18 protein-coding genes are annotated in these 20,443 nt (G+C 35.7%); 6 read left to right on the top strand and 12 right to left on the bottom strand.

Going from position 1 to position 20,443, the window contains the following annotated elements; genetic code table 11:
• The 5 genes from ACU8DI_RS04865 (at position 1) to ACU8DI_RS04845 (ending at position 5,445) form a co-directional block, all read left to right on the top strand.
• The gene (locus tag ACU8DI_RS04865; protein ID WP_447112060.1) at positions 1–1,362 is read left to right on the top strand and encodes an exonuclease domain-containing protein; all 1,362 of its coding nucleotides are present in this window, start codon (positions 1–3) and stop codon (positions 1,360–1,362) included.
• Between the two features lie 7 nt (positions 1,363–1,369).
• Positions 1,370–3,337, top strand: a complete 1,968-nt coding sequence (locus ACU8DI_RS04860) for a DUF3857 domain-containing protein (RefSeq protein WP_447111627.1) — start codon at positions 1,370–1,372, stop codon at positions 3,335–3,337.
• Positions 3,338–3,358: 21 nt separating this feature from the next.
• Positions 3,359–4,225: an ion transporter gene (locus tag ACU8DI_RS04855; RefSeq protein WP_447111626.1), complete on the top strand. Its 867-nt coding sequence runs from the start codon at positions 3,359–3,361 to the stop codon at positions 4,223–4,225.
• Positions 4,226–4,266: 41 nt separating this feature from the next.
• Positions 4,267–5,172 (top strand): tRNA (adenosine(37)-N6)-dimethylallyltransferase MiaA, encoded by a 906-nt coding sequence (miaA, locus tag ACU8DI_RS04850; protein ID WP_447112059.1) that lies wholly within the window; start codon positions 4,267–4,269, stop codon positions 5,170–5,172.
• 81 nt (positions 5,173–5,253) lie between these two features.
• Positions 5,254–5,445: a cold-shock protein gene (locus ACU8DI_RS04845; protein WP_447111625.1), complete on the top strand. Its 192-nt coding sequence runs from the start codon at positions 5,254–5,256 to the stop codon at positions 5,443–5,445.
• Between the two features lie 73 nt (positions 5,446–5,518).
• Here ACU8DI_RS04845 and ACU8DI_RS04840 read toward each other — a convergent pair whose 3' ends face one another.
• The 5 genes from ACU8DI_RS04840 to ACU8DI_RS04820 form a co-directional block, all read right to left on the bottom strand.
• Positions 5,519–6,229 carry a response regulator transcription factor gene (locus tag ACU8DI_RS04840; protein ID WP_447111624.1) on the bottom strand — a complete coding sequence of 237 codons (711 nt, stop codon included), beginning with the start codon at positions 6,227–6,229 and terminating at the stop codon, positions 5,519–5,521.
• 3 nt (positions 6,230–6,232) lie between these two features.
• A complete protein-coding gene (locus ACU8DI_RS04835; RefSeq protein ID WP_447112058.1) occupies positions 6,233–7,807 on the bottom strand; it encodes a sensor histidine kinase in 1,575 nt (524 codons plus the stop codon).
• A gap of 63 nt (positions 7,808–7,870) precedes the next feature.
• Positions 7,871–8,470, bottom strand: a complete 600-nt coding sequence (coaE, locus tag ACU8DI_RS04830; RefSeq protein ID WP_447111623.1) for a dephospho-CoA kinase — start codon at positions 8,468–8,470, stop codon at positions 7,871–7,873.
• Positions 8,467–9,357, bottom strand: coding sequence for a CdaR family protein (locus ACU8DI_RS04825; RefSeq protein ID WP_447111622.1), 891 nt, complete (start codon positions 9,355–9,357; stop codon positions 8,467–8,469). The genes coaE and ACU8DI_RS04825 overlap by 4 nt, the downstream gene beginning before the upstream one ends.
• A 67-nt stretch (positions 9,358–9,424) precedes the next feature.
• Complete coding sequence (locus ACU8DI_RS04820) at positions 9,425–10,438, bottom strand: glycosyltransferase (protein ID WP_447111621.1); 1,014 nt, start codon at positions 10,436–10,438, stop codon at positions 9,425–9,427.
• A 65-nt stretch (positions 10,439–10,503) separates the two neighbouring features.
• Between ACU8DI_RS04820 and ACU8DI_RS04815 the strand changes: the two genes are divergently transcribed.
• Positions 10,504–11,610 carry a sulfotransferase family 2 domain-containing protein gene (locus ACU8DI_RS04815; RefSeq protein WP_447111620.1) on the top strand — a complete coding sequence of 369 codons (1,107 nt, stop codon included), beginning with the start codon at positions 10,504–10,506 and terminating at the stop codon, positions 11,608–11,610.
• 52 nt (positions 11,611–11,662) lie between these two features.
• On the opposite strand, the gene ACU8DI_RS04810 is transcribed toward ACU8DI_RS04815, so the two are convergent.
• From ACU8DI_RS04810 to ACU8DI_RS04780, 7 genes are all read right to left on the bottom strand, one after another.
• The gene (locus ACU8DI_RS04810) at positions 11,663–13,432 is read right to left on the bottom strand and encodes a T9SS type A sorting domain-containing protein (RefSeq protein ID WP_447111619.1); all 1,770 of its coding nucleotides are present in this window, start codon (positions 13,430–13,432) and stop codon (positions 11,663–11,665) included.
• A gap of 131 nt (positions 13,433–13,563) precedes the next feature.
• A complete protein-coding gene (locus ACU8DI_RS04805) occupies positions 13,564–15,273 on the bottom strand; it encodes an FG-GAP-like repeat-containing protein (protein WP_447111618.1) in 1,710 nt (569 codons plus the stop codon).
• 125 nt (positions 15,274–15,398) lie between these two features.
• The gene (locus tag ACU8DI_RS04800; RefSeq protein ID WP_447111617.1) at positions 15,399–16,211 is read right to left on the bottom strand and encodes an enoyl-ACP reductase FabI; all 813 of its coding nucleotides are present in this window, start codon (positions 16,209–16,211) and stop codon (positions 15,399–15,401) included.
• A 47-nt stretch (positions 16,212–16,258) separates the two neighbouring features.
• Positions 16,259–17,911 (bottom strand): DNA repair protein RecN, encoded by a 1,653-nt coding sequence (gene recN, locus ACU8DI_RS04795; protein ID WP_447111616.1) that lies wholly within the window; start codon positions 17,909–17,911, stop codon positions 16,259–16,261.
• Positions 17,912–18,011: 100 nt separating this feature from the next.
• Positions 18,012–18,899: a type IX secretion system protein PorD gene (porD, locus tag ACU8DI_RS04790; protein ID WP_447111615.1), complete on the bottom strand. Its 888-nt coding sequence runs from the start codon at positions 18,897–18,899 to the stop codon at positions 18,012–18,014.
• Positions 18,892–20,103 carry a bifunctional phosphopantothenoylcysteine decarboxylase/phosphopantothenate--cysteine ligase CoaBC gene (coaBC, locus tag ACU8DI_RS04785; protein WP_447111614.1) on the bottom strand — a complete coding sequence of 404 codons (1,212 nt, stop codon included), beginning with the start codon at positions 20,101–20,103 and terminating at the stop codon, positions 18,892–18,894. Before coaBC ends, porD begins: the two co-directional genes overlap by 8 nt.
• Positions 20,104–20,110: 7 nt before the next feature.
• On the bottom strand, positions 20,111–20,440 hold the full coding sequence (locus tag ACU8DI_RS04780; RefSeq protein ID WP_447111613.1) for a DNA-directed RNA polymerase subunit omega: 330 nt from the start codon (positions 20,438–20,440) through the stop codon (positions 20,111–20,113).
• Positions 20,441–20,443 lie beyond the last annotated feature (3 nt).

Genomic DNA, 20,443 nt, shown 5'->3' with positions numbered 1-20,443 from the left:
ATTTACGCGATACTAGACATAGAAACTACCGGAGGAAAGTACAATGAAGAAGGCATTACAGAAATTGCCATCTATAAGTTTGACGGTCATCAGGTGGTTGATAAATTCATAAGTCTGATCAACCCAGAGCGAGAAATTCAACCGTTCGTTGTCAATCTTACAGGCATTAATAGCAACATGCTCAAGAATGCGCCAAAATTTTATGAGGTGGCTAAGCGCATTGTGGAAATTACTGAAGATTGTATTATTGTGGCGCACAACGCGCAATTTGACTATCGCATATTAAGAACTGAGTTTAAACGCTTAGGATTTGGCTTTAAACGAAAAACACTGTGTACCGTAGAATTGTCGAAACAACTCATTCCTGACCAACCGTCATACAGTCTAGGTAAATTGACAAGAGCATTGGGCATTCCAGTAAGCGACAGACACCGAGCTAACGGTGACGCCATGGCTACTGTTAAATTGTTTAAAATGTTACTCTCTAAAGATTTAGAGAAGCAAATTATCAAGAACAATGTCAAAACAGAAACCGTCAAAAGACTGAATGAGACTCATAAAACCATCATTGATAAACTGCCTTCTATTACTGGTGTCTATTATATTCATGATGAAAATGGCGACATCATCTACATAGGGAAAAGTAAAAACATCAAGCATCGTATTAATCAACATTTTACAAACAACAGTACTAAATCTAAAAAGCTACAATTACTGGCTAAATCAGTGACCTACGAAGCTACTGGAAGTGAACTTGTGGCACTGCTGAAGGAAAGTGAAGAAATTAAACGAAACAAACCACTCTACAACAGAGCCTTACGCAGAACTATTTTTACACACGCCTTATACAGTTTTATCGATGACAATGGCTACATCAATTTAAAAATTGATAAAACCAACTCCGAATTACGTCCCATAACGACTTTTAGTAATATACAAAGTGCAAAAAGCTTTATGTTTAGAGTCGTGGAAACCTATGAACTTTGTCAAAAATTAACAGGGCTTTACCCAACAAAGTCCAACTGTTTTAATTATACCATAAAAAATTGTCATGGTGCGTGTATTCTCGAAGAGCCTCCCGAATCCTATAATAAACGCGTGGAAGCTCTTATAGCCAAAAATAGCTATGACAATAAAAATATGATCATCGTAGATCAGGGTCGCGATATTGATGAACGAAGCGTTATATATATAGAGAACGGTGTTTTCAAAGGATTAGGATTCGTTGACCTGAATCATCAAATTACAAATATAGATGTGTTACAATCTGTGATTACACCCATGCAAAACAATAGAGACACACAACATATTATTCAAAGCTATTTAAGGCGAAACAAAAGAGTTAAAACCATTTCTATCTAACCTAATCATGAGAGCATTATTTTTATTTTTAATTTTCACCAACATTTTCACGGCAAAACTTTTTAGCCAGTCTGGATTTAATTCGGAAGGCATGGAAGTGACCAAACAAGATTTAGAATTAAATGTCTATGAGAAAGATTCTACGGCTCGCGCTTTGGTTATTTATGAATTTGGTAAAAGTTATGTGGATCGGGAAACCTTCAGACTTAACACCGAGATTAAGAAAAAATTAAAGATTTTGAATCGTAATGGATTCGACAAAGCTACTGAAACGATACATCTATACACACCAAAAGGTATCAATAAGGAAAAAATATCTAAAATAGTCGCAACGGTTTATAATCTAGAAGACGGTAAGGTTACCAAAACAAAATTAAATAAGGATGATATTTTTGAGGAAGTCTATCGTGAAGATCAAACCTTGGTTAAATTCACGTTTCCAAATATCAAAGTGGGTTCGGTCATTACTTATAGTTATGAACTAGAGTCTCCTTACATGTTTAAATATAAAAGTTGGTATTTTCAGGATGACATCCCTAAACTGCATAGCGAATACCGACCAAGCATTCCTGGAAATTGGGAGTATCACATCAAATTGGTAGGTGGTAAAAAATTGTATATGAATTTTTCTGAAATCAGAAAAAACTGCTTGCATGCCTCTGGTCGAGGTTCATCAGACTGTGGTGATTATATATACATTATGAAAGATATTCCTGCTTTTATTGAAGAGGACTACATGACCACAAAGCAAAACTATTTGGCTAGAATTGAATATGAACTCAAAGTATTTAGAGGTTTTGACGGACGTATTGATAATATTACCAAAACTTGGAAAAGTGTTGAAGGTGAACTGAAGAGCGACAGTAGTATTGGACGTCAACTAAAGAAAAGTGGAGCTGTAAAAGACTTATTAAGTGATGACATAGCAACTATCAAAGACCCGTTAGAAAAAGCCAAGGCAATTTACAAATTTGTGCAATCCAATTATACCTGGAATGAGGAATTTAGAATTTTTGAAAATGTTTCTATTAAAGACCTAATTGACGAAAAGTCAGGTAGCGTTTCAGAGATTAATATTTTACTTCATAATTTAATGGATGTTCATGATATTGAGGTAAAACCTGTGTTACTCTCTACAAGAAGAAATGGCCTAGCAACAAAAATTTACCCAGTTATTTCAGATTTCAACTACTTAATTGTTCAAATTACTGTTAATGATGAGACCTATTTATTGGACGCCACAGATAACTACTTAACCTTCGGACAATTACCGTTTAGATGTTTGAATCAATATGGAAGACTTATAGATTTTAAGGAAGGTGGCTACTGGATAGACATCTTCCCAGAATCACTGAACCTTCAGAAATACCTCGGACAATTTAGCATTGAAGATAATACGATCAAAGGAAAGATAGAAGGCACTAGTAGTGGTTATCATGCGCTCATAACAAAAAGAAAATATTTCAGTAATGAAGAAACTTATTTGGAAGACTATTATGTCAACCAAAATAATGACCTGCAATTTCTATCTCATTCTTCAGAAACTACTGATAAGACAAGTCCTGAATTTAAGGAAATATTTGACGTTGAAAAACCTGTAGACGTGGTTGGAGAAACCTTATATATCAATCCAATTCTTATGACATTTTTCGATGAAAACCCTTTTAAATTACAAGAACGAACATACCCAATAGATTTTGGTTTCAAGGACACCTACCTCTATACGGCCAAAATAAATACAGAAGGCTATGACGTGATTGAGTTCCCAAAACAGGCTAGTATTGGTCTACCTAACAATTCAGGAACCCTTTTGTTTAACACGAATGTCGAAGAAAATTCTGTAGTCATCTATTTTAAATTTAATTTTAAAGAAGCTATTTACGACGCAGGATACTATCCTTATTTGAAAAATTATTTTGCTACGATTGTCGATATAGAAAAAAACTCATTGATTGTATTAAAAAAGAAACCATAACTTTTTAGTACTTTTGAAGTAATGGATACTCAAAAACCGCAATCTGATTGGCGTCATAAACTTCATGAAATTATTTATGAAGCAGACACTCCTGCTGGTAAATTGTTTGATATCATCTTACTTTTTTTCATCTTGGCCAGTATTGCTTTGGTCATGTTGGAAAGTGTAAACCACATAGGCACGAAGTATTACGACTTACTCAATCTAGGCGAATGGATCGTCACCATATTGTTTACCATTGAGTACATTGCAAGAATTATAATCGTCAAAAAGCCATGGAACTATATTTTCAGCTTTTATGGTATTGTTGATTTTTTGTCGACGATTCCTAAATACCTCTCTTTCTTTATTGTTGGTTCTCACGCCTTGGTAACATTAAGAGCTCTGAGACTCTTACGTGTTTTCCGTATCCTAAAGCTCGCCCGTTATTTGGGAGCTTCCAATCAATTAAAGGACTCCATTATTGCGAGTAGAGTAAAAATAGCGGTTTTCCTATTTGCTGTTTTAGTCTCTTCCGTAATTTTTGGAACGATTATGTATCTTATTGAAGGCGAAGAAAATGGCTTTACAAATATTCCTAAAAGTGTGTATTGGTGTATTGTCACATTAACTACAGTAGGTTTTGGAGATATTGCGCCTCAAACACCTTTGGGACAATTTATCACTTCTATAATCATGATACTAGGTTATGGCATTATTGCGGTACCAACAGGTATCGTTTCAGCTGAATATGTGAGAAGTAGTAATAAAGCAGAAAAAGAAAAGCTAGAGGGTAATCCACCTGAGCAATTGCATCTCAACTCTCAAGTATGTAGCAATTGTGCCAGTAGTGATCACAAAGATAATTCAAGGTTCTGTCACAAATGTGGTCATAATCTGCATGTTTAAATATCAAATTAAAATCAACGGTCATTTCGAATAAGCAACCTATACTCATCTCTATTGTTGGTCCAACAGCCATTGGCAAAACAGCACTAAGCCTTCAATTAGCTCAGCATTTCAATACGGAAATTATTTCAGCAGACTCCAGACAATTTTACAAAGAAATGTCTATTGGAACCGCTGCTCCAACACCTTCCGAATTAGCACAAGCACCACATCATTTTATTCATCACCTTTCGGTAGATACGTATTATAACGTAGGTGATTTTGAAAAGGATGCTATTGATACCATAAATGAATTGCATAAAACACATCAGGTCGTCATTATGGTAGGTGGCTCCGGACTTTTTGTGGATAGCGTTACGAAAGGCTTAGATGACCTACCCAAAGTAAACATGGAACTGAGAGAAGAGCTGAACAAGCGTCATCAAGCCGAAGGACTGGAATCTTTACAATTACAATTAAAAACACTGGATCCAAAAGCCTATGAAACGATCGCTATCGATAATCCGAAACGCGTTATCAGAGCGCTCGAAGTCTGTCTATCATCTGGTCTCACATACACATCATTTTTAAAAAAAGAAGATAAACCTAGACCTTTTAAAACCATCACCATTGGGTTAACAGCAGATAGGCAAATAATTTATGATCGCATCAACCAGCGAGTGGATCTTATGATGAATGCTGGTTTATTGCAAGAAGTTAAACAACTCTATTCTAAAAAACATCTCAATGCGCTCAACACTGTAGGCTACAAGGAACTCTTTCGCTACTTAGACAACGAATGTAGTTTAGAAGAAGCCATTTCGGAAATTAAAAAAAACACGAGACGTTTCGCTAAGCGACAGCTCACGTGGTTTAAAAAAAATAAAGAGATTATCTGGTTTGATTACAAAACAGGTATAACACAAGTTATCAGCACTTTAGAAACTATTTTACCTAATTTAAAGTAAAAATTTAATTATAAATCCAAAAAATGCTTATTTTCAATTAATTAGCTCTACATTTGTCGCTTAAATAATATAATATACATTATGAGTAAAGGTACCGTAAAATTCTTCAATGATTCTAAAGGTTTTGGATTTATCACTGAAGATGACAACAACAAAGAGCACTTTGTGCACGTTTCAGGTTTAATTGACGAGGTTCGTGAAGGAGATCAGGTGGAATTTGAATTGACACAAGGACAAAAAGGATTAAATGCGACTAACGTAAAAGTTATCTAATATATTCCCGATATGTTTAAGAAAAAAGCCAATCTCGATGAGATTGGCTTTTTTATTTTATGATACTTTCAATTTATGCTTCTTGGTTCACCACAAGTCTAAATCCTTCTCCGTGAATATTTAAGATTTCAACGTTAGGATCTAATTTCAAATACTTTCTCAATTTGGCGATGTAGACATCCATACTTCTGGATGTAAAATAATTGTCATCTCTCCAAATTTTAGTAAGCGCTAATTCTCGTGGCATGAGATCATTTTCATGTAGTGCGAGCATTCTCAGTAATTCATTTTCCTTTGGTGATAATTTGATAGGGTCTTCACCATTGAATTTCAAGAAACGCAACTTAGAATTTAGATCAAATTTTCCAATCTTAAATTCAAACTGCTTACTATCTGCAATCGTATCTGTTGCCTTACGTTGCATAATCGCTTTGATCTTCATAAGTAATACTTCACTATCAAAAGGCTTATTAAGATAGTCATCTGCTCCTACTTTATACCCTTTTAAAACATCTTCTTTCATCGCCTTAGCCGTCAAGAATATAATAGGTACATCTGCATTTTTCTCTCTTATTTCCTTAGCTAGAGTAAATCCATCTTTATAAGGCATCATCACATCTAAGATACATAGATCGTAATCGTCCTTTTTGAATTTTTCAAATCCCTCCATTCCGTTTTTAGCGTGAACGACGTCATAATCATTCATGTTTAAATAGTCCTTTAAGACTGTCCCGAAATTCGGATCATCCTCTACTAAAAGTATTTTCTTATTTTGCTCTTCCATAATTTATGATATTAGTGGCAGTTTTATAATAAATGTGCTGCCTTTTCCCTTTTCACTTTCTACTGATATGTGACCTTGATGGTCATCTACGATTCGTTTAACATAAGCCAAACCTAAACCGTGGCCTTTTACATTGTGTACATTCCCTGTGTGTTCTCTATAAAATTTTTCGAACACGCGTTTTTGCACTTGCTTGGACATTCCATTTCCTTGATCTGAAATTTTAAGCAAGATATTATTTCCTACATTCTCTGTATAAATATCAATTTTTGGGGCGTCATCACTATACTTGATGGCATTGTCCAAAATATTAACAATCACATTCGTAAAATGTGTTTCATTAGCTAAAACCGAGGATTTTTCTGCTTTTAAATGGGTTTTAACGTAGCCTTTTCGATCTTCTACAATTAGTTCCACATGCGTCATCGCATCTTCAACTAAGTCGTGAAGCTTAACACGTTCCTTACTGATGTTAAGTTCGTTTTTTTCTAACTTAGAAATTCGCAACACATTCTCTACTTGCGCATGCATACGTTTATTTTCGTCCTTAATCATATTTAAATAACGCATCACCTTTGTTTGATCTCCAATAATCTTCGGATTCTTAATAGAATCTAATGCCAAATTTATCGTAGCAATTGGTGTTTTGAATTCGTGCGTCATATTATTAATAAAGTCGGTTTTAATCTGTGAGATTTGTCGTTGTCTTATCAACTGATAAATCGCACTAGAATAAGCCAATATTATTATAGACGTGAAAATAATTGAAAGCACTATCATGCCTAAAATTGAAGACAATAGGTATTTTCTACGCTCCGGAAAATCCACATAAAGCGTATAATTACTTTTGTTTTCATTATCTGCAAACACCGGAATTCCAATGGTTGATTCTGTATTTAAATCGAAATTATCTGATTGTATTTTAGTCGATAAATCTTTATCATAAATGGCGTATTCAAAAGAGGTATTGATACCACTACTTGAAAATTGTGATTGCAATAATTCAGAAACTTCCTCATTTTTAATACGCTTATAAACCGGATAATTCTTGTATACTTTACGATACCCTTCCTTATAGTGTCGTCGTCCAATTTCATCTAAGGTGTTATAATCTCGATAGGTCTTAATAGGACTTAGATTGATTTTTCCATCGATAGAATTGGGCTCAAAAACCTTGGTTTCACTAATATTCGTGAACCTGCTAATATTTATACTGTCTGTACCAATGTCAAAGAACAAGGATGGAACTTTAAAACTCTCTTCAGAAATGGCATTTTTAAAACGAATAGCCTGATTAGTCTCCTCATCAAAGGAATCAAAAATCAAGAGATGCTTGATTTCTGTAGTATCAGGATTCCGTCCACTGTTAATCGCTTCCTTATACAGTCTGTCGTAACTTAAAAGCTCTTTATCTTCAATAGCTTTTGACACCGAAATAAGAGAACGCTTAACATTTAAAGTAAATTGTTTCTCTTCGTTTTTTAAGGTGTTGTTAATAAAAAATGCCTGAACGAAGATGATGCCAATGAGAGACAAACTCATCAAAACCACCAATAAAATGAATAGCTTTTTGCCCATCATTCAAATTTAGTATTTTAACATTTAGAATTATTAGGGTTTAACCTTACATTAACAGTTATGTTAATTTTTTATTTTTTCGAGTGCTTTTAAGATCGCCTTATGTGTTTGAAGTACTTGCTTTTTAGCATCCTTTAGGTCATTATTAACAATCACAAAATGCGAGCGTTTAACCTTTTCTTCGTCACTCATTTGATGCTTCATAATTGCCAGTACTTTATCTCTATTGGTATCATCTCGTTGGACAACTCTTTTGATTCGCGCATCCATATCTGCTGTAACCGTAACGATAAAATCATAGTTATCTTGTGCATTGTGCTCAAAAATTATAGCAGCTTCTTTTATAACGTAAGGAGCGTCTTGTTTTTTTGCCCATCGCTTAAAATGAGCAGCCACTTTTGGGTGGACGATGGCGTTCATTTTATCTAAATACACTTTATTATTAAAGATTTTAGATGCGATAAAAGGCCTATTCAATGTATGGTCCTTGTAGGCTTCATCACCAAAAAGCGCTATGAGTTTGCGTCGAATCACCTTAGATCTATTCATTAAGCGTTTCGCCTCTTCATCAGCAATATAGATAGGAATCTCTAAGTCATTAAAAAACTTTGCTATGGTGGTCTTTCCGCTACCGATGCCGCCTGTTAATCCTACTACTATCATTGCTCAAAAATATAATCGACCTTACTTTGCTTCATTCTTGCCGATTTTACAAGGTCTGTATTAATAATCAGCTTCGGTTCAAAATAGGTTTTTTGGGAAGTTAAAATATCATTGTAATCACATTCAATTTTGAAATCACTTAATTTAATGGATTTATAATCCTTCAGACTCGTATTATAAGCCACCTTAATATGCTTTGGAAAATAATTAATTTGCACATCCCTTGGTTGGTTCAGTATAACAACTGGGACTTCAAAAATGCCTTCAGTAAACTTTTCGACGTCTGCAGAAATGGTAATACTATTCTCTGAAAGTTTTAAATGCCCTGAGGCGTTTTCTAGTTCCAACCCTACTTTCTGTTGAATACTAGTTTTGACATCTTTTAGGTCGAAGGCGCTTGTTTCAATCGCATTTATATTTGAAATTTCTTCCAACGCTCCAATGATTTTTACGGAATCAGGAATAATCTTTACACCTTCTAAGGCATCATATCCAGGTGCAAACTGAACCTTGGATTGCAATTTAACGGGTACTTTTTTGGTACTCAATACACCAAAAGGCAATAAGAGTGTATCAGGTTTTACAGATACCACCTCAATCGATTTTTTTAATTGCTGTTTTAAATCGTAAGTTCCTTTTTCAGCTAACCATTGATAAACATTATCATTTGTGGTAATATTTGACTCAAAATCTAATACGTAAGTTGGTTCATAAAAATAATATGAGAACAAATTGAATCCATGGGTAGACATGGTGACATTTACCTGTGGCGTGCTGTCTAATGTGATGACATGGTTTTCAGGAAGATTCTTGTAGACGACCTTAAAAGGGACAGTCTCTACATAAGTCTCGGAAAGTTTGGTGACCACCAAGATAAGAAAAGCCATTAAAAAAAAGAGACCGAATACATTCAGTGTCTTATTCCTAAAAGACCGTAAAATCTTTGATTTTAAGCTATTTAACATGGCTAAAGAATAATTTTGGGAACTGTTTTTGAGGATCCTTATCTAAAACTGAAATTGCCAAAGTAGATTTTAAAAATCCGTAACCATACCCAAAGAATTGAATAAAAATAGCTAAAATAGATTGAAACGCCACAGTAACATTTCTTGTTGAGAATAGTGCTAAAAGAAATGCACTGACGATATAAACACCGTATAGACTTAATGGCCATACTATTCCCACAGCAAAAAATAGAATGGAAAGAACAAAACCCAAACAAAAAACTGTTGGAAACCAATAGGTTAAACGTCTCGTTTTCGGATGCCATTTATTAAGAATCGGTCGTACTAGTCCAAACTTATGAACTTGCTGATAGAACTTTTTCCACGAAATACGTCTTTTGTGATAGACAAAAGCCTCAGGTATCAATGCCGTTTTAAAACCTAAATTGTTCAGTCTTATCGAGAGATCAGGGTCTTCGCCAGGATGAATCAGTCCAAAACCACCAGATTTCATAAAAGCGCGTCGTGAAATCCCCATATTAAAGCTCCTTGGCTGGAATTTTTTTCCATTGGCTTTACCACCTCTAATGCCTCCTGTGGTAATAAATGAGGTCATGGCGAAATTAATCGCCTTTTGAATATTGGTAAAAGAAGCATGTGCCGCATCAGGACCACCAAAACAATCAACGAAATTATTGGTGAGCGATTGATGAACCGTTGCCAAATAATGCGAAGGCAACAAACAATCTGAATCCAAAATGATAAAGTAATTCCCTTGAGCCTGCTTCATCCCATAATTTCTTGAATCTCCTGGTCCGGAATTAGGTTTAAAATAATACGAAATTTGCAACTGATTTGCATACCGATCAACCACAGACTTGCAAGTCACCGTAGAACCATCTTCTACAATCACCACTTCAAACGGCACTTGTCCTTCTAAATCACTAAAACTTTGAAGCAATTCATCGATCTCATCAGGCCTATTATAAACCGGTACAATAAAAGAAAACAGTGTTTGTTCCATAGAATAACAAAGGTAGCCATTGTAATTAAATTATTATCTTTAAAGCTGACTACAAATTACAAAAAATGGCATCCAAAAATATATTTATTCATATTCCAAAAACAGGTGGCACTACGATTAATTGCGTGATTAATAAATCGGATTGGCAGACCACTCCTGATTTTAATTACCGACATATACTTTATGAAACTAAACGGTCTAATTCAGGAGATATTTTCAATCCTTTGAAAAATGACCAATATACCGATTATCAAATTTTCACCATGCTCAGAAACCCTGTAGATCGGCTTATTTCGGAATATTATTTTATTAAAGATCGGCCAGAATTCATGTCACTATTAAAACCCGTTCCTCAAAACTTGATGGCTTATGTAAAGCACAAACAAACGAGAAATTATATGGTTGGCTTTCTTTTAGGTAAACGCATGTATGATGAAGATTTAGTGAATGAAAATGACTTAGAACTCGTTAAGAATACGATACAGAACCTAGATATTAAGGTTGGCATTTTTGAAGACTATGAAAAGTCTATGAAATACTTTAGTTCTATTACAGGTATTAAATGGCCAAAATCAATTGGTATTAAAAGGAAAACACTCAATAGGCCAGAGATTGATGACGTATCGGATACGATCAAAGAAACAATCAAAAAGCACAACAACCTGGACATGGAATTATACCATCATTATCTTGCCAAATTTGAAGCCCTTGATCTATCGAATTCAAATACCACTTCTATTAACTTCGTGGGTAATGAGTATGATTATATTATGAAGTATACACAACGGTTCAATCTATTGCAGGTGGAATTAAAAACGACCAGCTTTATAAGCCAAAATCAGCGTTATTTTGAAGCACTGAATGAGGTGTTACATAAGAAACTAGAATTAACGGAAGGGAAATCATATGTCATCATATGGATGGATCACTTTATTAAAAGCTGTATGGATGCATTTCCAAACACCGCTCTTATTCAAAAATTAAAATCCCTTGACACACAAGAAGATCCATTAAAAACGTTGAAATCCCTGTGTCGTATCCTAGACTCTGAGTTGAAAAAACAGGCGTCTAATTATCGAAACCCTTTAATTTACAAACCAGATCACTTGAACATGAATCTAAAAATCAAAACGAGTTTTCTGTCCAACTTAAAATCTAAATTCTTCTCATAAAAAAAGCCCAATCAAATTGATTGGGCTTTTAAAAAATTTATGAGATTCTAGCTTATCGCTTAACAACTCTTACTGTTTCAGTAACACCATCGATGGTAACTTGAACAAAATAAGCGCCTTGGCTTAATCCATTCATATCTACGGTGCTTTCTACAGCGTTAGGAGCAGTTCTAATAACTTCTTGACCTAACATATTATAAACAGCCACATCTTGAATATCCTTTTGAGCTCTTAATTGTAACTCATTGTTTACTGGATTAGGATAGTATGTGAAAGCATTGGCATTCTCGAAAGAGTTTACAGATAAAGTAGCATCTACAGTAATTGTAAATCCACCTTCAGTTCTTTCAACGCCACTACTTGGTGGTGCAGGTGCGTTTCCATCACTCCATACTCTAATAAAGTAAGTGCCTGCTGGTAGTGCGTTAATAGTCAAAGTTTCTCCACCATTCCCTTCAGAACAACCTAGAGAACTAGCCTCATCTGCTACACATGAAGGATATACCGCCACGTTTGCTTGATCCGACGTATCAGTAATAGCTGTAATGATATTTAAATCGTTACTAGACAATGTTAAATCAACGGAATACCAAACATCAGCAATCACACCAAATGGATCACAAGTTGGTTGTTCCTGAGTTCCTGTTTGTGTCGCCCCAACAGTTGTACCTGTCGTTGTAACAGTTAAAGCCAATGGTTCTGCATTTCCACACAAATCGTTAGCTGGAGGAGGTGTTGGAGCCACACACGTAACTGTTAAGTCGTAATCACCCACATTACCAGCATTATATCCTTCAATTGAAATAAAGTACGTATCAGTACCATTCGCCTGGAACGTTAAGTTTGATTGGCAACAGCCACCACATGCAGCGTTGTTATCATCATTTCCTGCAACAAATGTTAAGTTTCCTGATGTTCCAGTATAAACTAATAATGATGTATCATAAGTTGAAGGACATAAATCTAAAGTGATATCTCCAGCACCTTCGACAGCACTATCAAAAGAGTACCATACGTTAGGAGCGTCCACATCGGCACCTCCTCCACCTGGAGCAGTAGCTTCATCTAAAGTCGCTAAAACCGTACTACCAGTAACATTATCGTCACAAGCAATTGGAAGTGCGTTTGCAAAATCATCATTTACTGGAGGACAATCAGTCCCAAAAGTTAATGATGCACTAGAAGTGGCACAAGTACCGTCACTATCGTTAGTCACTGTAATTACAACCTGCGTCGCATTTAAATAAGACCCATAAGTATACGTTCCAGCTGAAAGACCTGCACTGGCTGCGGTACCTTGATCATCAGTAATTGTTACACCAGAAGCCGTACCAATATCATTAATCACCACTTCGATCGAAAAACCGTTGTCAACCGGACAATTCGAAACGACATTATAACTCACATCTGGCACAGAACACGCAGGACATGAAGCGGTTATAGTACCAGTAGTGACATCTGCTGGCGGACCACCAAAGTCATCGTAATTCGTAATAAACACCTCATTGCCCAAGGCATCCAGTATTCGGAAACCGCATTCTTGAGCCCAATCGGGTGAACCACTTGTGGCGGCAGCATTAAAAATTGTGGTGACGTCATCACCGTCGTTAACGGTAAACGTGAATGATCCAATAGAACCACCCGCTAACCCAATGTCGTCTAAAACAACAGCGCCATTAACCAATACATCCATGTTTGAAACACCGTTCCAACCATCTCCCCAAGCATCAGTAAGTTCGATAGTGTAATCACACTGAGCTTTAGCTTGGAAGCTAAAAGCAAAGGTCATTACTGCAATACATAACAAAGTAATTTTTTTCATATTTAATTGAATTTAATTAATAAGTGTTAAAAATATGATAATTCTACTATTAATTAAAAGGAATGATGTTTAATCGATAAAAAACACGTATCATCGGTAAAGTGTTTATTTTATACGATGGAAAGAACGCTTCATCGCTTTAAAAATTGATGATTTTCAACCCGATTTCCAGTTGATACGGATAACACATAAGTACCTGAAGACAAACCAGCTATATCAAAAATATTTGACGCTTTTTTAGGAACTTGAAGTTCATTTCCTAGAACGTCGAAAAAAGTCACATTTAAAATTTCAGAATTGGCCTTAATATATAATAACGATTCTGCGGGATTAGGAAATACCATAACATCATGAGTTTCTGTGTCAGTAAGGCTTAATGTATCACCTTCATGCAGCGTTAATACTTGATTTGGCAGGACACCAAAATAAGTGTCTATCATACCACTCGGCCAATAGACTTTAATATAATCTATTAAAGTAGAAGCATCGAGTCCGAAATGTTCGGTACTTGAATTTTGTGCTAGATACCCTTCACCACATTTTAAAACGCGATAGTCCTTTTGACCATTTACCGAAATTTCAATCTTCGCTCCTACACCTTTAATATTACTTTGAACACCAACAAGATTCACTTTTATCCAATTTAAAGCAGGCGTTGTTTCATTTTGCCATAAGTGAAGTTCCTCATTGTTATTACTTACAATAACATCAATTCGTCCATCATTGTTAAAATCGCCTATAGCATTCGAGTAACTTTCAGCGGTATCACCTACAAAACAGCCATTATTAAGACCGAAAAAATTCCCGTCAACACTTTCATAAAATGCTGCAGATAAAAGTCCTGGAATACTGCCATCCAACTGACCACTAACGTATAAATCTACATCGCGATCATTATCAGCATCAAAAAAATTAGCGCCCCAACCTATGCTGTTAAAAATAGTACCTGTAGCAGAGGTCACATTTTGAAACGTTTCATCACCATTATTTCGGTAAAGAACATTTCCAGAGGGATTATTTGTAATATAAATATCAAAATAACCATCCCTGTTATAGTCACCAACAGTCACTGTCATAGCATCAATCATAATGTCTGTTCCAGAACTTACGCTAATATCCGTAAATGTGCCATCACCATTGTTTTTGTAAAGCTTGTTGGCATAACTCAACTTATCATTTGAAACATAAAGATCTTGATGCCCATCATTGTTCATATCAAAAAAAACAGAACAAAAAGAAAAGGCAGCATTTGAATCTATTCCAGATTGATCGGTCACATCATTGAAAGTGTCATCACCATTATTTTTATATAGTTTATTAGTGACTGTATCGGTCCTATTACTTAAAAAAAGATCTAATAAACCGTCATTGTCATAATCGCCCCAACTGGCTCCAAACGTGAACATATTGGTAGTGACCATGCCTGTTGATAAGGTAATATCCTCAAAAATCATATTCCCAAGGTTTTTCAACAGTTTGTTTCCGTTTGTATCACTGGTCACAAAAAGGTCATTATCACCGTCACTATCATAATCGACCCACGTCGCAGATCGTGTTTGATAATTAAGAAAAGACAGGCCAAAGTCCACTTCCGTAAAAACACCATTCGTATTTTTATAAAATCGCACTTGATTATTTACAGCCGATGTCATGGTCACATCATCCCATCCGTCATTATCAAAATCATAAAATGACACACCATTGCCATAGGCAGTACCACCTTGAACGGCATTTAATCCCGAATTGATAGCAACATTGCTAAACTGTAATTGTGAATGTCCAACACTCACAACTCCCACAATGAGCAGAATACGAAAAAATGAAAAGACCTTTCTTAGCATATTTCAAATGTATAAAATTTTACCGAGTTGATTTTCAATGGCATCAATCAAGCTGTGATAAATGTCAATAAAAAAACCGATAATACAATTATCGGTTTAAGTTTTTTTTAATGTAGGGTTTCGATTTAGTCTATAAATGTTTCCATGACCGCATCACTCACACCCATATTACTAAAGCCTCCATCATTATAAAGGTTCTGTAATGTGACACGTTTGGTAAGATCACTAAAAAGTGTCACTGTATAGTTAGCACAATCAAGTGCTGTAGCATTTCCTAAAGGAGACATTTTCTCAGCATAAGCTATAAATCCATCAAACCCTTTAACACCTTGACCAGCGGTAGTTGGTGTAGGTGATTGCGAGATGGTATTTACTCTCACTTTCTTATCTCTACCGAAGAAATAGCCAAAACTTCTGGCAATACTTTCTAAATAAGCTTTATTATCTGCCATGTCATTATAATCAGGAAATACGCGTTGCGCCGCCATATAAGTTAAAGCGACGATACTTCCCCATTCATTCATTGCATCTGCCTTGTACAAAGTTTGCATTACTTTATGAAAAGACATTGCCGACACATCTGTTCCTTTCTGGGTCCAATCATATTTTTGGTCGGTGTATGCGCGTCCTTTTCTCACATTGATGGACATTCCTATGGAGTGCAGTACGAAATCAATTTTACCGCCTAAAATTTCCATGGATTTTTCAACCAGATTTTGTAAATCTTCTTCTGAAGTGGCATCAGCAGGAATAATTTGTGAACCTGTTTTTTCTGCCAATTCATTAATTTGTCCCATACGCATTGCAATTGGTGCATTGGTAAGTACAAAAGTACCGCCTTCTTCATGAACTCGTTCTGCTGTTTTCCAAGCTATCGAATTAGCGTCTAATGCTCCGAATATTATTCCGCGTTTTCCTTTTAATAAATTGTATGACATACCTATGAATTATATTGTTAGTTGATTTTCTATCGTCAAAGATACTATTAATTGAGTAATTGCTTTGCATGTTCCAAAGCTGAATTTGAAACGTTGGCACCTCCTAGCATTTGGGCAATTTCAACAATGCGTTCTTCACCGTTCAGCTTTTTCAACTGCGTCTGAGTCACATCATCTACATCGGTTTTAAACACTTTAAAATGCACATCCCCTTTAGCAGCAATTTGAGGTAAATGTGTGATTGTAAATACCTGCATGGTTTTACTCATTTGCTGCATGATATACCCCATTTTATTAGATATTTCACCCGAAACACCGGTATCAATCTCATCGAACATTATCGTCGGCAACTGCGTATATTTTGATAAAATAGATTTAATAGCCAACATAATACGTGACAACTCACCACCTGATGCTGATTTCTTTAAATCGTTGAATTGACCACCTTTATTCGCTGAAAATAAAAATTGTAGTTCGTCTTTACCATTTGACAAAAAGGTGTTTGAGTCTTGTAATTCGATTTTAAATTTAGCGTTTGGCATCCCAAGAGTCGCGAGTAGGTTTTCCAATGCTTTAATGAGTTCAGGTATGACCGCTATGCGTTGCTTGTGGATTGTCGTTGCAAGGTCTTCTAATTGAGCCTTTAGTTTGTCAATGTCTAATTGTTGATCTGAAATTTTAGCATCTAAGTGTTCCGTATCTGAAATTCTAGATGATAAATCTTGCTGAATGCTTAGCAATTCTTCTACGGAACTAACCGTATGCTTCTGCATTAAATTATGGAGTTGTTGTAGTTTAGTATTGACTACATCCAAGCGATTTGGATCCGCTTCGAGTTGACTTTCTAATGTTTCCAATTCTGCAAATACATCATCTAATTCAATAACACTGCTATTCACTCTTTGGTAGATCATTTCATAAGCTTTACCAAATCCTGAAAGCTTCGATAACTGCTGTTTTAATTCTGTGAGATTAACGAGCACACCAAGCTCTTCATTTCCTAAAATTTTATGAGAATAAGACAATTTATCTTTGATTTCCTCAATATTGTTCAAGGTTTCATACTCGCTCTCTAAAGATGCTAGTTCTAAACCTTCTAGTTTCGCTTCTTCTAGTTCTTTGAGTAAAAACACCTGGTAATCCAATTCTTTAATCGCCTCTGCCTTTTGCTCTTGAAGTTTGACCAATTGCGCATTAGCTGCTTTTAGCTGACCAAATAACAGTTGATACTCTTCAAGTACCTTAGAATTATTAGCTAAAGCATCTATCACATCAAATTGAAAATCATCATTGGTGAGTTGCAGTGTTTGATGCTGCGAATGAATATCTAATAGACGCTCACCCAAAACCTGCATGCTATCTAAGTTCACAGGCGTATCATTGATAAATGCCCTTGATTTTCCTGACGGTAAAATCTCTCTTCTTACGATTGTAATGGGCTCATAATCCAGATCTTCGGATTTAAAAAGCGATTTCAGATGATACTTTGCAATGTCGAAAGTCGCTTCTACAACACACTTTTTACCAGAATCCTTTACGGCGCTCAAATCGGCTCGTTTACCAAGAACTAAAGACAGGCCACCAAGTAATATGGATTTACCCGCTCCTGTTTCCCCAGTAATAATGGTTAAACCATTACCAAAACTCACTTGAAGTTCATCAATAAGGGCAAAATTCTTTATGGTAAGCTGTGTGAGCATTCCTGAAATATCTAATAATAGTTGTATAACAAATTTAGGTATTTAACCAGATAATCAATCAATCGCTGGTCAAATTTTTATGTCTTGAAAGAGCGTTCCTTTAAAATTTGATGTCACGCCATTTGGAAGAGTGCATTGGCGCTAACCTTGTTAAGGTAGAAATTAATTCCGCCACGTTTACATTAGGTCCACCGCTAAATATCTGCTGAACTTCATCTGCTTTTGCATCAAAAAATACACGCATTAAAAATGAGTTAGGTCTTCTTCGTTGCATTTCCTTGAGTTTATCAATAGAATTAATAATCGATTGTTTTCCTTCTTTGGCGTTATTGCTCATTTCATCCAATCCGTTACGATGATACGTATACATAACTTCCCTGAACTCCTTAAATGTGGGTGATAGGATATTATCAATAATTACAAATCGGGTTTGCTGACCATCTTCTAATTTCCAGCCTTTGGCATTATTCTGTTGAGAATAATTTAAAATGGTTTGTGCTTGTTTGTAATATGGATCACCACCTTTTTCAGTAAACGTATCCGCGTCCAAACCTAAAATCATATAAACGTGGAAGGTAATGACCGATATTAAATTGGATTCAAACTGAGTGGGATTGAATACAAAATTCTGAAATTCTAAATATTGGAAATTAAAATCTTTGTCATTAAAGTTATAGACAGGGCTTCCATATGTAGAGCCATAAACTGGTCTCGAACTTTGTACTTGAATAGACGCTTGAAATAAATCGGTATCGTAATCGTCAATGGTAATAACCATACTACAATCGATACGTTCTTGAGCCTTAAATGACTTATCTGTCCATTGTGTATTATTCACAAACTCTGTTAGCTGACGCTCTAAAGTTTTAAATACTTGCACATTTTCATTACCAGTAAGCTGCGCATTTACAACAACATTGCAATTCAGTTCTTGAGACCAAGACCAACTTGTAATTAAAACCAATAATAGTGTGATGTATTTATTCATGTGTTTGTTTTAAAATTTGTTGCATCAGATCTTCAGCGACTTCCGTTTTCGACTTTAATTCATTCTCAATAATCTCATGCGATGCTGTGATAAAAGTAATTTTATTTGTTGAACCGCCAAAACCAGCACCTTTATCATTTAAGGAATTTAAGACAATCAAATCCAAATGTTTTGATTTGAGCTTCCCTTTGGCGTGTTCAACCTCATTATTGGTTTCTAAGGCGAATCCCACTAAAAACTGCTGTTTTTTAATAGCACCCAATGATTTTAAAATATCCTTAGTTTTTTCCAACTCCAGAGTTAACGTTGAAGAGGACTTCTTTATTTTCTGATCTGATACATTTTTTGGACGGTAGTCTGCCACTGCTGCAGATAAGATGGCTATGTCTACGTCGTTAAAATACCGATGAGCAGCTTCATACATCTCTTGAGCACTTACAACATGGACTACTTCTATTAATTGGTGTGACACCGACTGGCTAGTTGGCCCTGAAATCAAAACAACCTCAGCTCCTAAATTGGCAGCTGCCTTGGCAATTTCGAAGCCCATTTTTCCACTTGAATGATTGCCAATAAAACGCACAGGATCTATGGCTTCATACGTGGGACCTGCAGTGACCATTACCTTTTTACCACGCCATGGCAATTTTCCTAGAACGTCATTTTCAATGAACTCTAAAATGGCTTCAGGCTCAGCCATACGACCTTCTCCAACAAGTCCGCTAGCCAATTCACCTGACGTCGCTGGAATCATCACATTTCCGAAGGAGGCCAATTTATCAAATGTTGCTTTAGTAGAAGCATGTTTATACATGTCTAAATCCATTGCAGGTGCAAAATATACCGGACACTTTGCTGAAAGATACGTGGCTAACAATAAATTATCACAAACACCATTTGCCATTTTAGCCATGGTATTTGCTGTTGCTGGTGCAATAATGAACATATCTGCCCAAAGTCCCAGTTCCACGTGATTATTCCACGTCGCATTATCATCCTTTTCATTAGTAAAAGAAGAATAAACGGGATTTTTAGATAAGGTTGAAAGCGTTAAAGGTGTAATGAAGTCTTTAGAAGCAGGCGTCATCACGACCTTTACCTGAGCGCCTGCTTTTATAAATTGCCTAACTAGGCTTGCTGTCTTATAAGCAGCAATACCGGCTGTGATGCCTAGAAGTATACGCTTGCCACTTAATATAGACATCTTTGTATTATTCCTTGACGTCGTCGTCAGTGTTTCTGTAATAAATTTTATCGTCTAACCACTCTTGAACTGCCAAAGCATGTGGCTTAGGCAATTTTTCGTAGAATTTAGACACTTCAATTTGCTCTTTGTTTTCAAAGATTTCCTCAAGACTATCGTTGTATGTAGCAAACTCCTCAAGTTTGTCAACCAATTCTCTTCTAATATCAGTATTGATTTGCTCAGCTCTTTTAGAAATCACTGAAATAGCTTCATAGATATTATCTGTTGGTGCATCAATGACATTTCTATCATACGTTTCTGTAGTCACAGGTGCATTTGTCTTTTTTAAATCCATTGT

The organism is Psychroserpens sp. BH13MA-6 (assembly GCF_052983595.1).
Note: the sequence above shows the minus strand (reverse complement) of the source record. Positions and strands in the feature narration are given on the sequence as shown.

Excerpts from the sequence above, each read along its gene's own strand:
- ACU8DI_RS04860 (WP_447111627.1), top strand. The coding sequence starts at position 1,370 with ATGAGAGCATTATTTTTATTTTTAATTTTCACCAACATTTTCACGGCA.
- ACU8DI_RS04855 (WP_447111626.1), top strand. The coding sequence starts at position 3,359 with ATGGATACTCAAAAACCGCAATCTGATTGGCGTCATAAACTTCATGAA.
- ACU8DI_RS04845 (WP_447111625.1), top strand. The coding sequence starts at position 5,254 with ATGAGTAAAGGTACCGTAAAATTCTTCAATGATTCTAAAGGTTTTGGA.
- ACU8DI_RS04840 (WP_447111624.1), bottom strand. The coding sequence starts at position 6,229 with ATGGAAGAGCAAAATAAGAAAATACTTTTAGTAGAGGATGATCCGAAT.
- ACU8DI_RS04835 (WP_447112058.1), bottom strand. The coding sequence starts at position 7,807 with ATGGGCAAAAAGCTATTCATTTTATTGGTGGTTTTGATGAGTTTGTCT.
- coaE (WP_447111623.1), bottom strand. The coding sequence starts at position 8,470 with ATGATAGTAGTAGGATTAACAGGCGGCATCGGTAGCGGAAAGACCACC.
- ACU8DI_RS04825 (WP_447111622.1), bottom strand. The coding sequence starts at position 9,357 with ATGGCTTTTCTTATCTTGGTGGTCACCAAACTTTCCGAGACTTATGTA.
- ACU8DI_RS04820 (WP_447111621.1), bottom strand. The coding sequence starts at position 10,438 with ATGGAACAAACACTGTTTTCTTTTATTGTACCGGTTTATAATAGGCCT.
- ACU8DI_RS04815 (WP_447111620.1), top strand. The coding sequence starts at position 10,504 with ATGGCATCCAAAAATATATTTATTCATATTCCAAAAACAGGTGGCACT.
- ACU8DI_RS04810 (WP_447111619.1), bottom strand. The coding sequence starts at position 13,432 with ATGAAAAAAATTACTTTGTTATGTATTGCAGTAATGACCTTTGCTTTT.
- ACU8DI_RS04805 (WP_447111618.1), bottom strand. The coding sequence starts at position 15,273 with ATGCTAAGAAAGGTCTTTTCATTTTTTCGTATTCTGCTCATTGTGGGA.
- ACU8DI_RS04800 (WP_447111617.1), bottom strand. The coding sequence starts at position 16,211 with ATGTCATACAATTTATTAAAAGGAAAACGCGGAATAATATTCGGAGCA.
- recN (WP_447111616.1), bottom strand. The coding sequence starts at position 17,911 with ATGCTCACACAGCTTACCATAAAGAATTTTGCCCTTATTGATGAACTT.
- porD (WP_447111615.1), bottom strand. The coding sequence starts at position 18,899 with ATGAATAAATACATCACACTATTATTGGTTTTAATTACAAGTTGGTCT.
- coaBC (WP_447111614.1), bottom strand. The coding sequence starts at position 20,103 with ATGTCTATATTAAGTGGCAAGCGTATACTTCTAGGCATCACAGCCGGT.
- ACU8DI_RS04780 (WP_447111613.1), bottom strand. The coding sequence starts at position 20,440 with ATGGATTTAAAAAAGACAAATGCACCTGTGACTACAGAAACGTATGAT.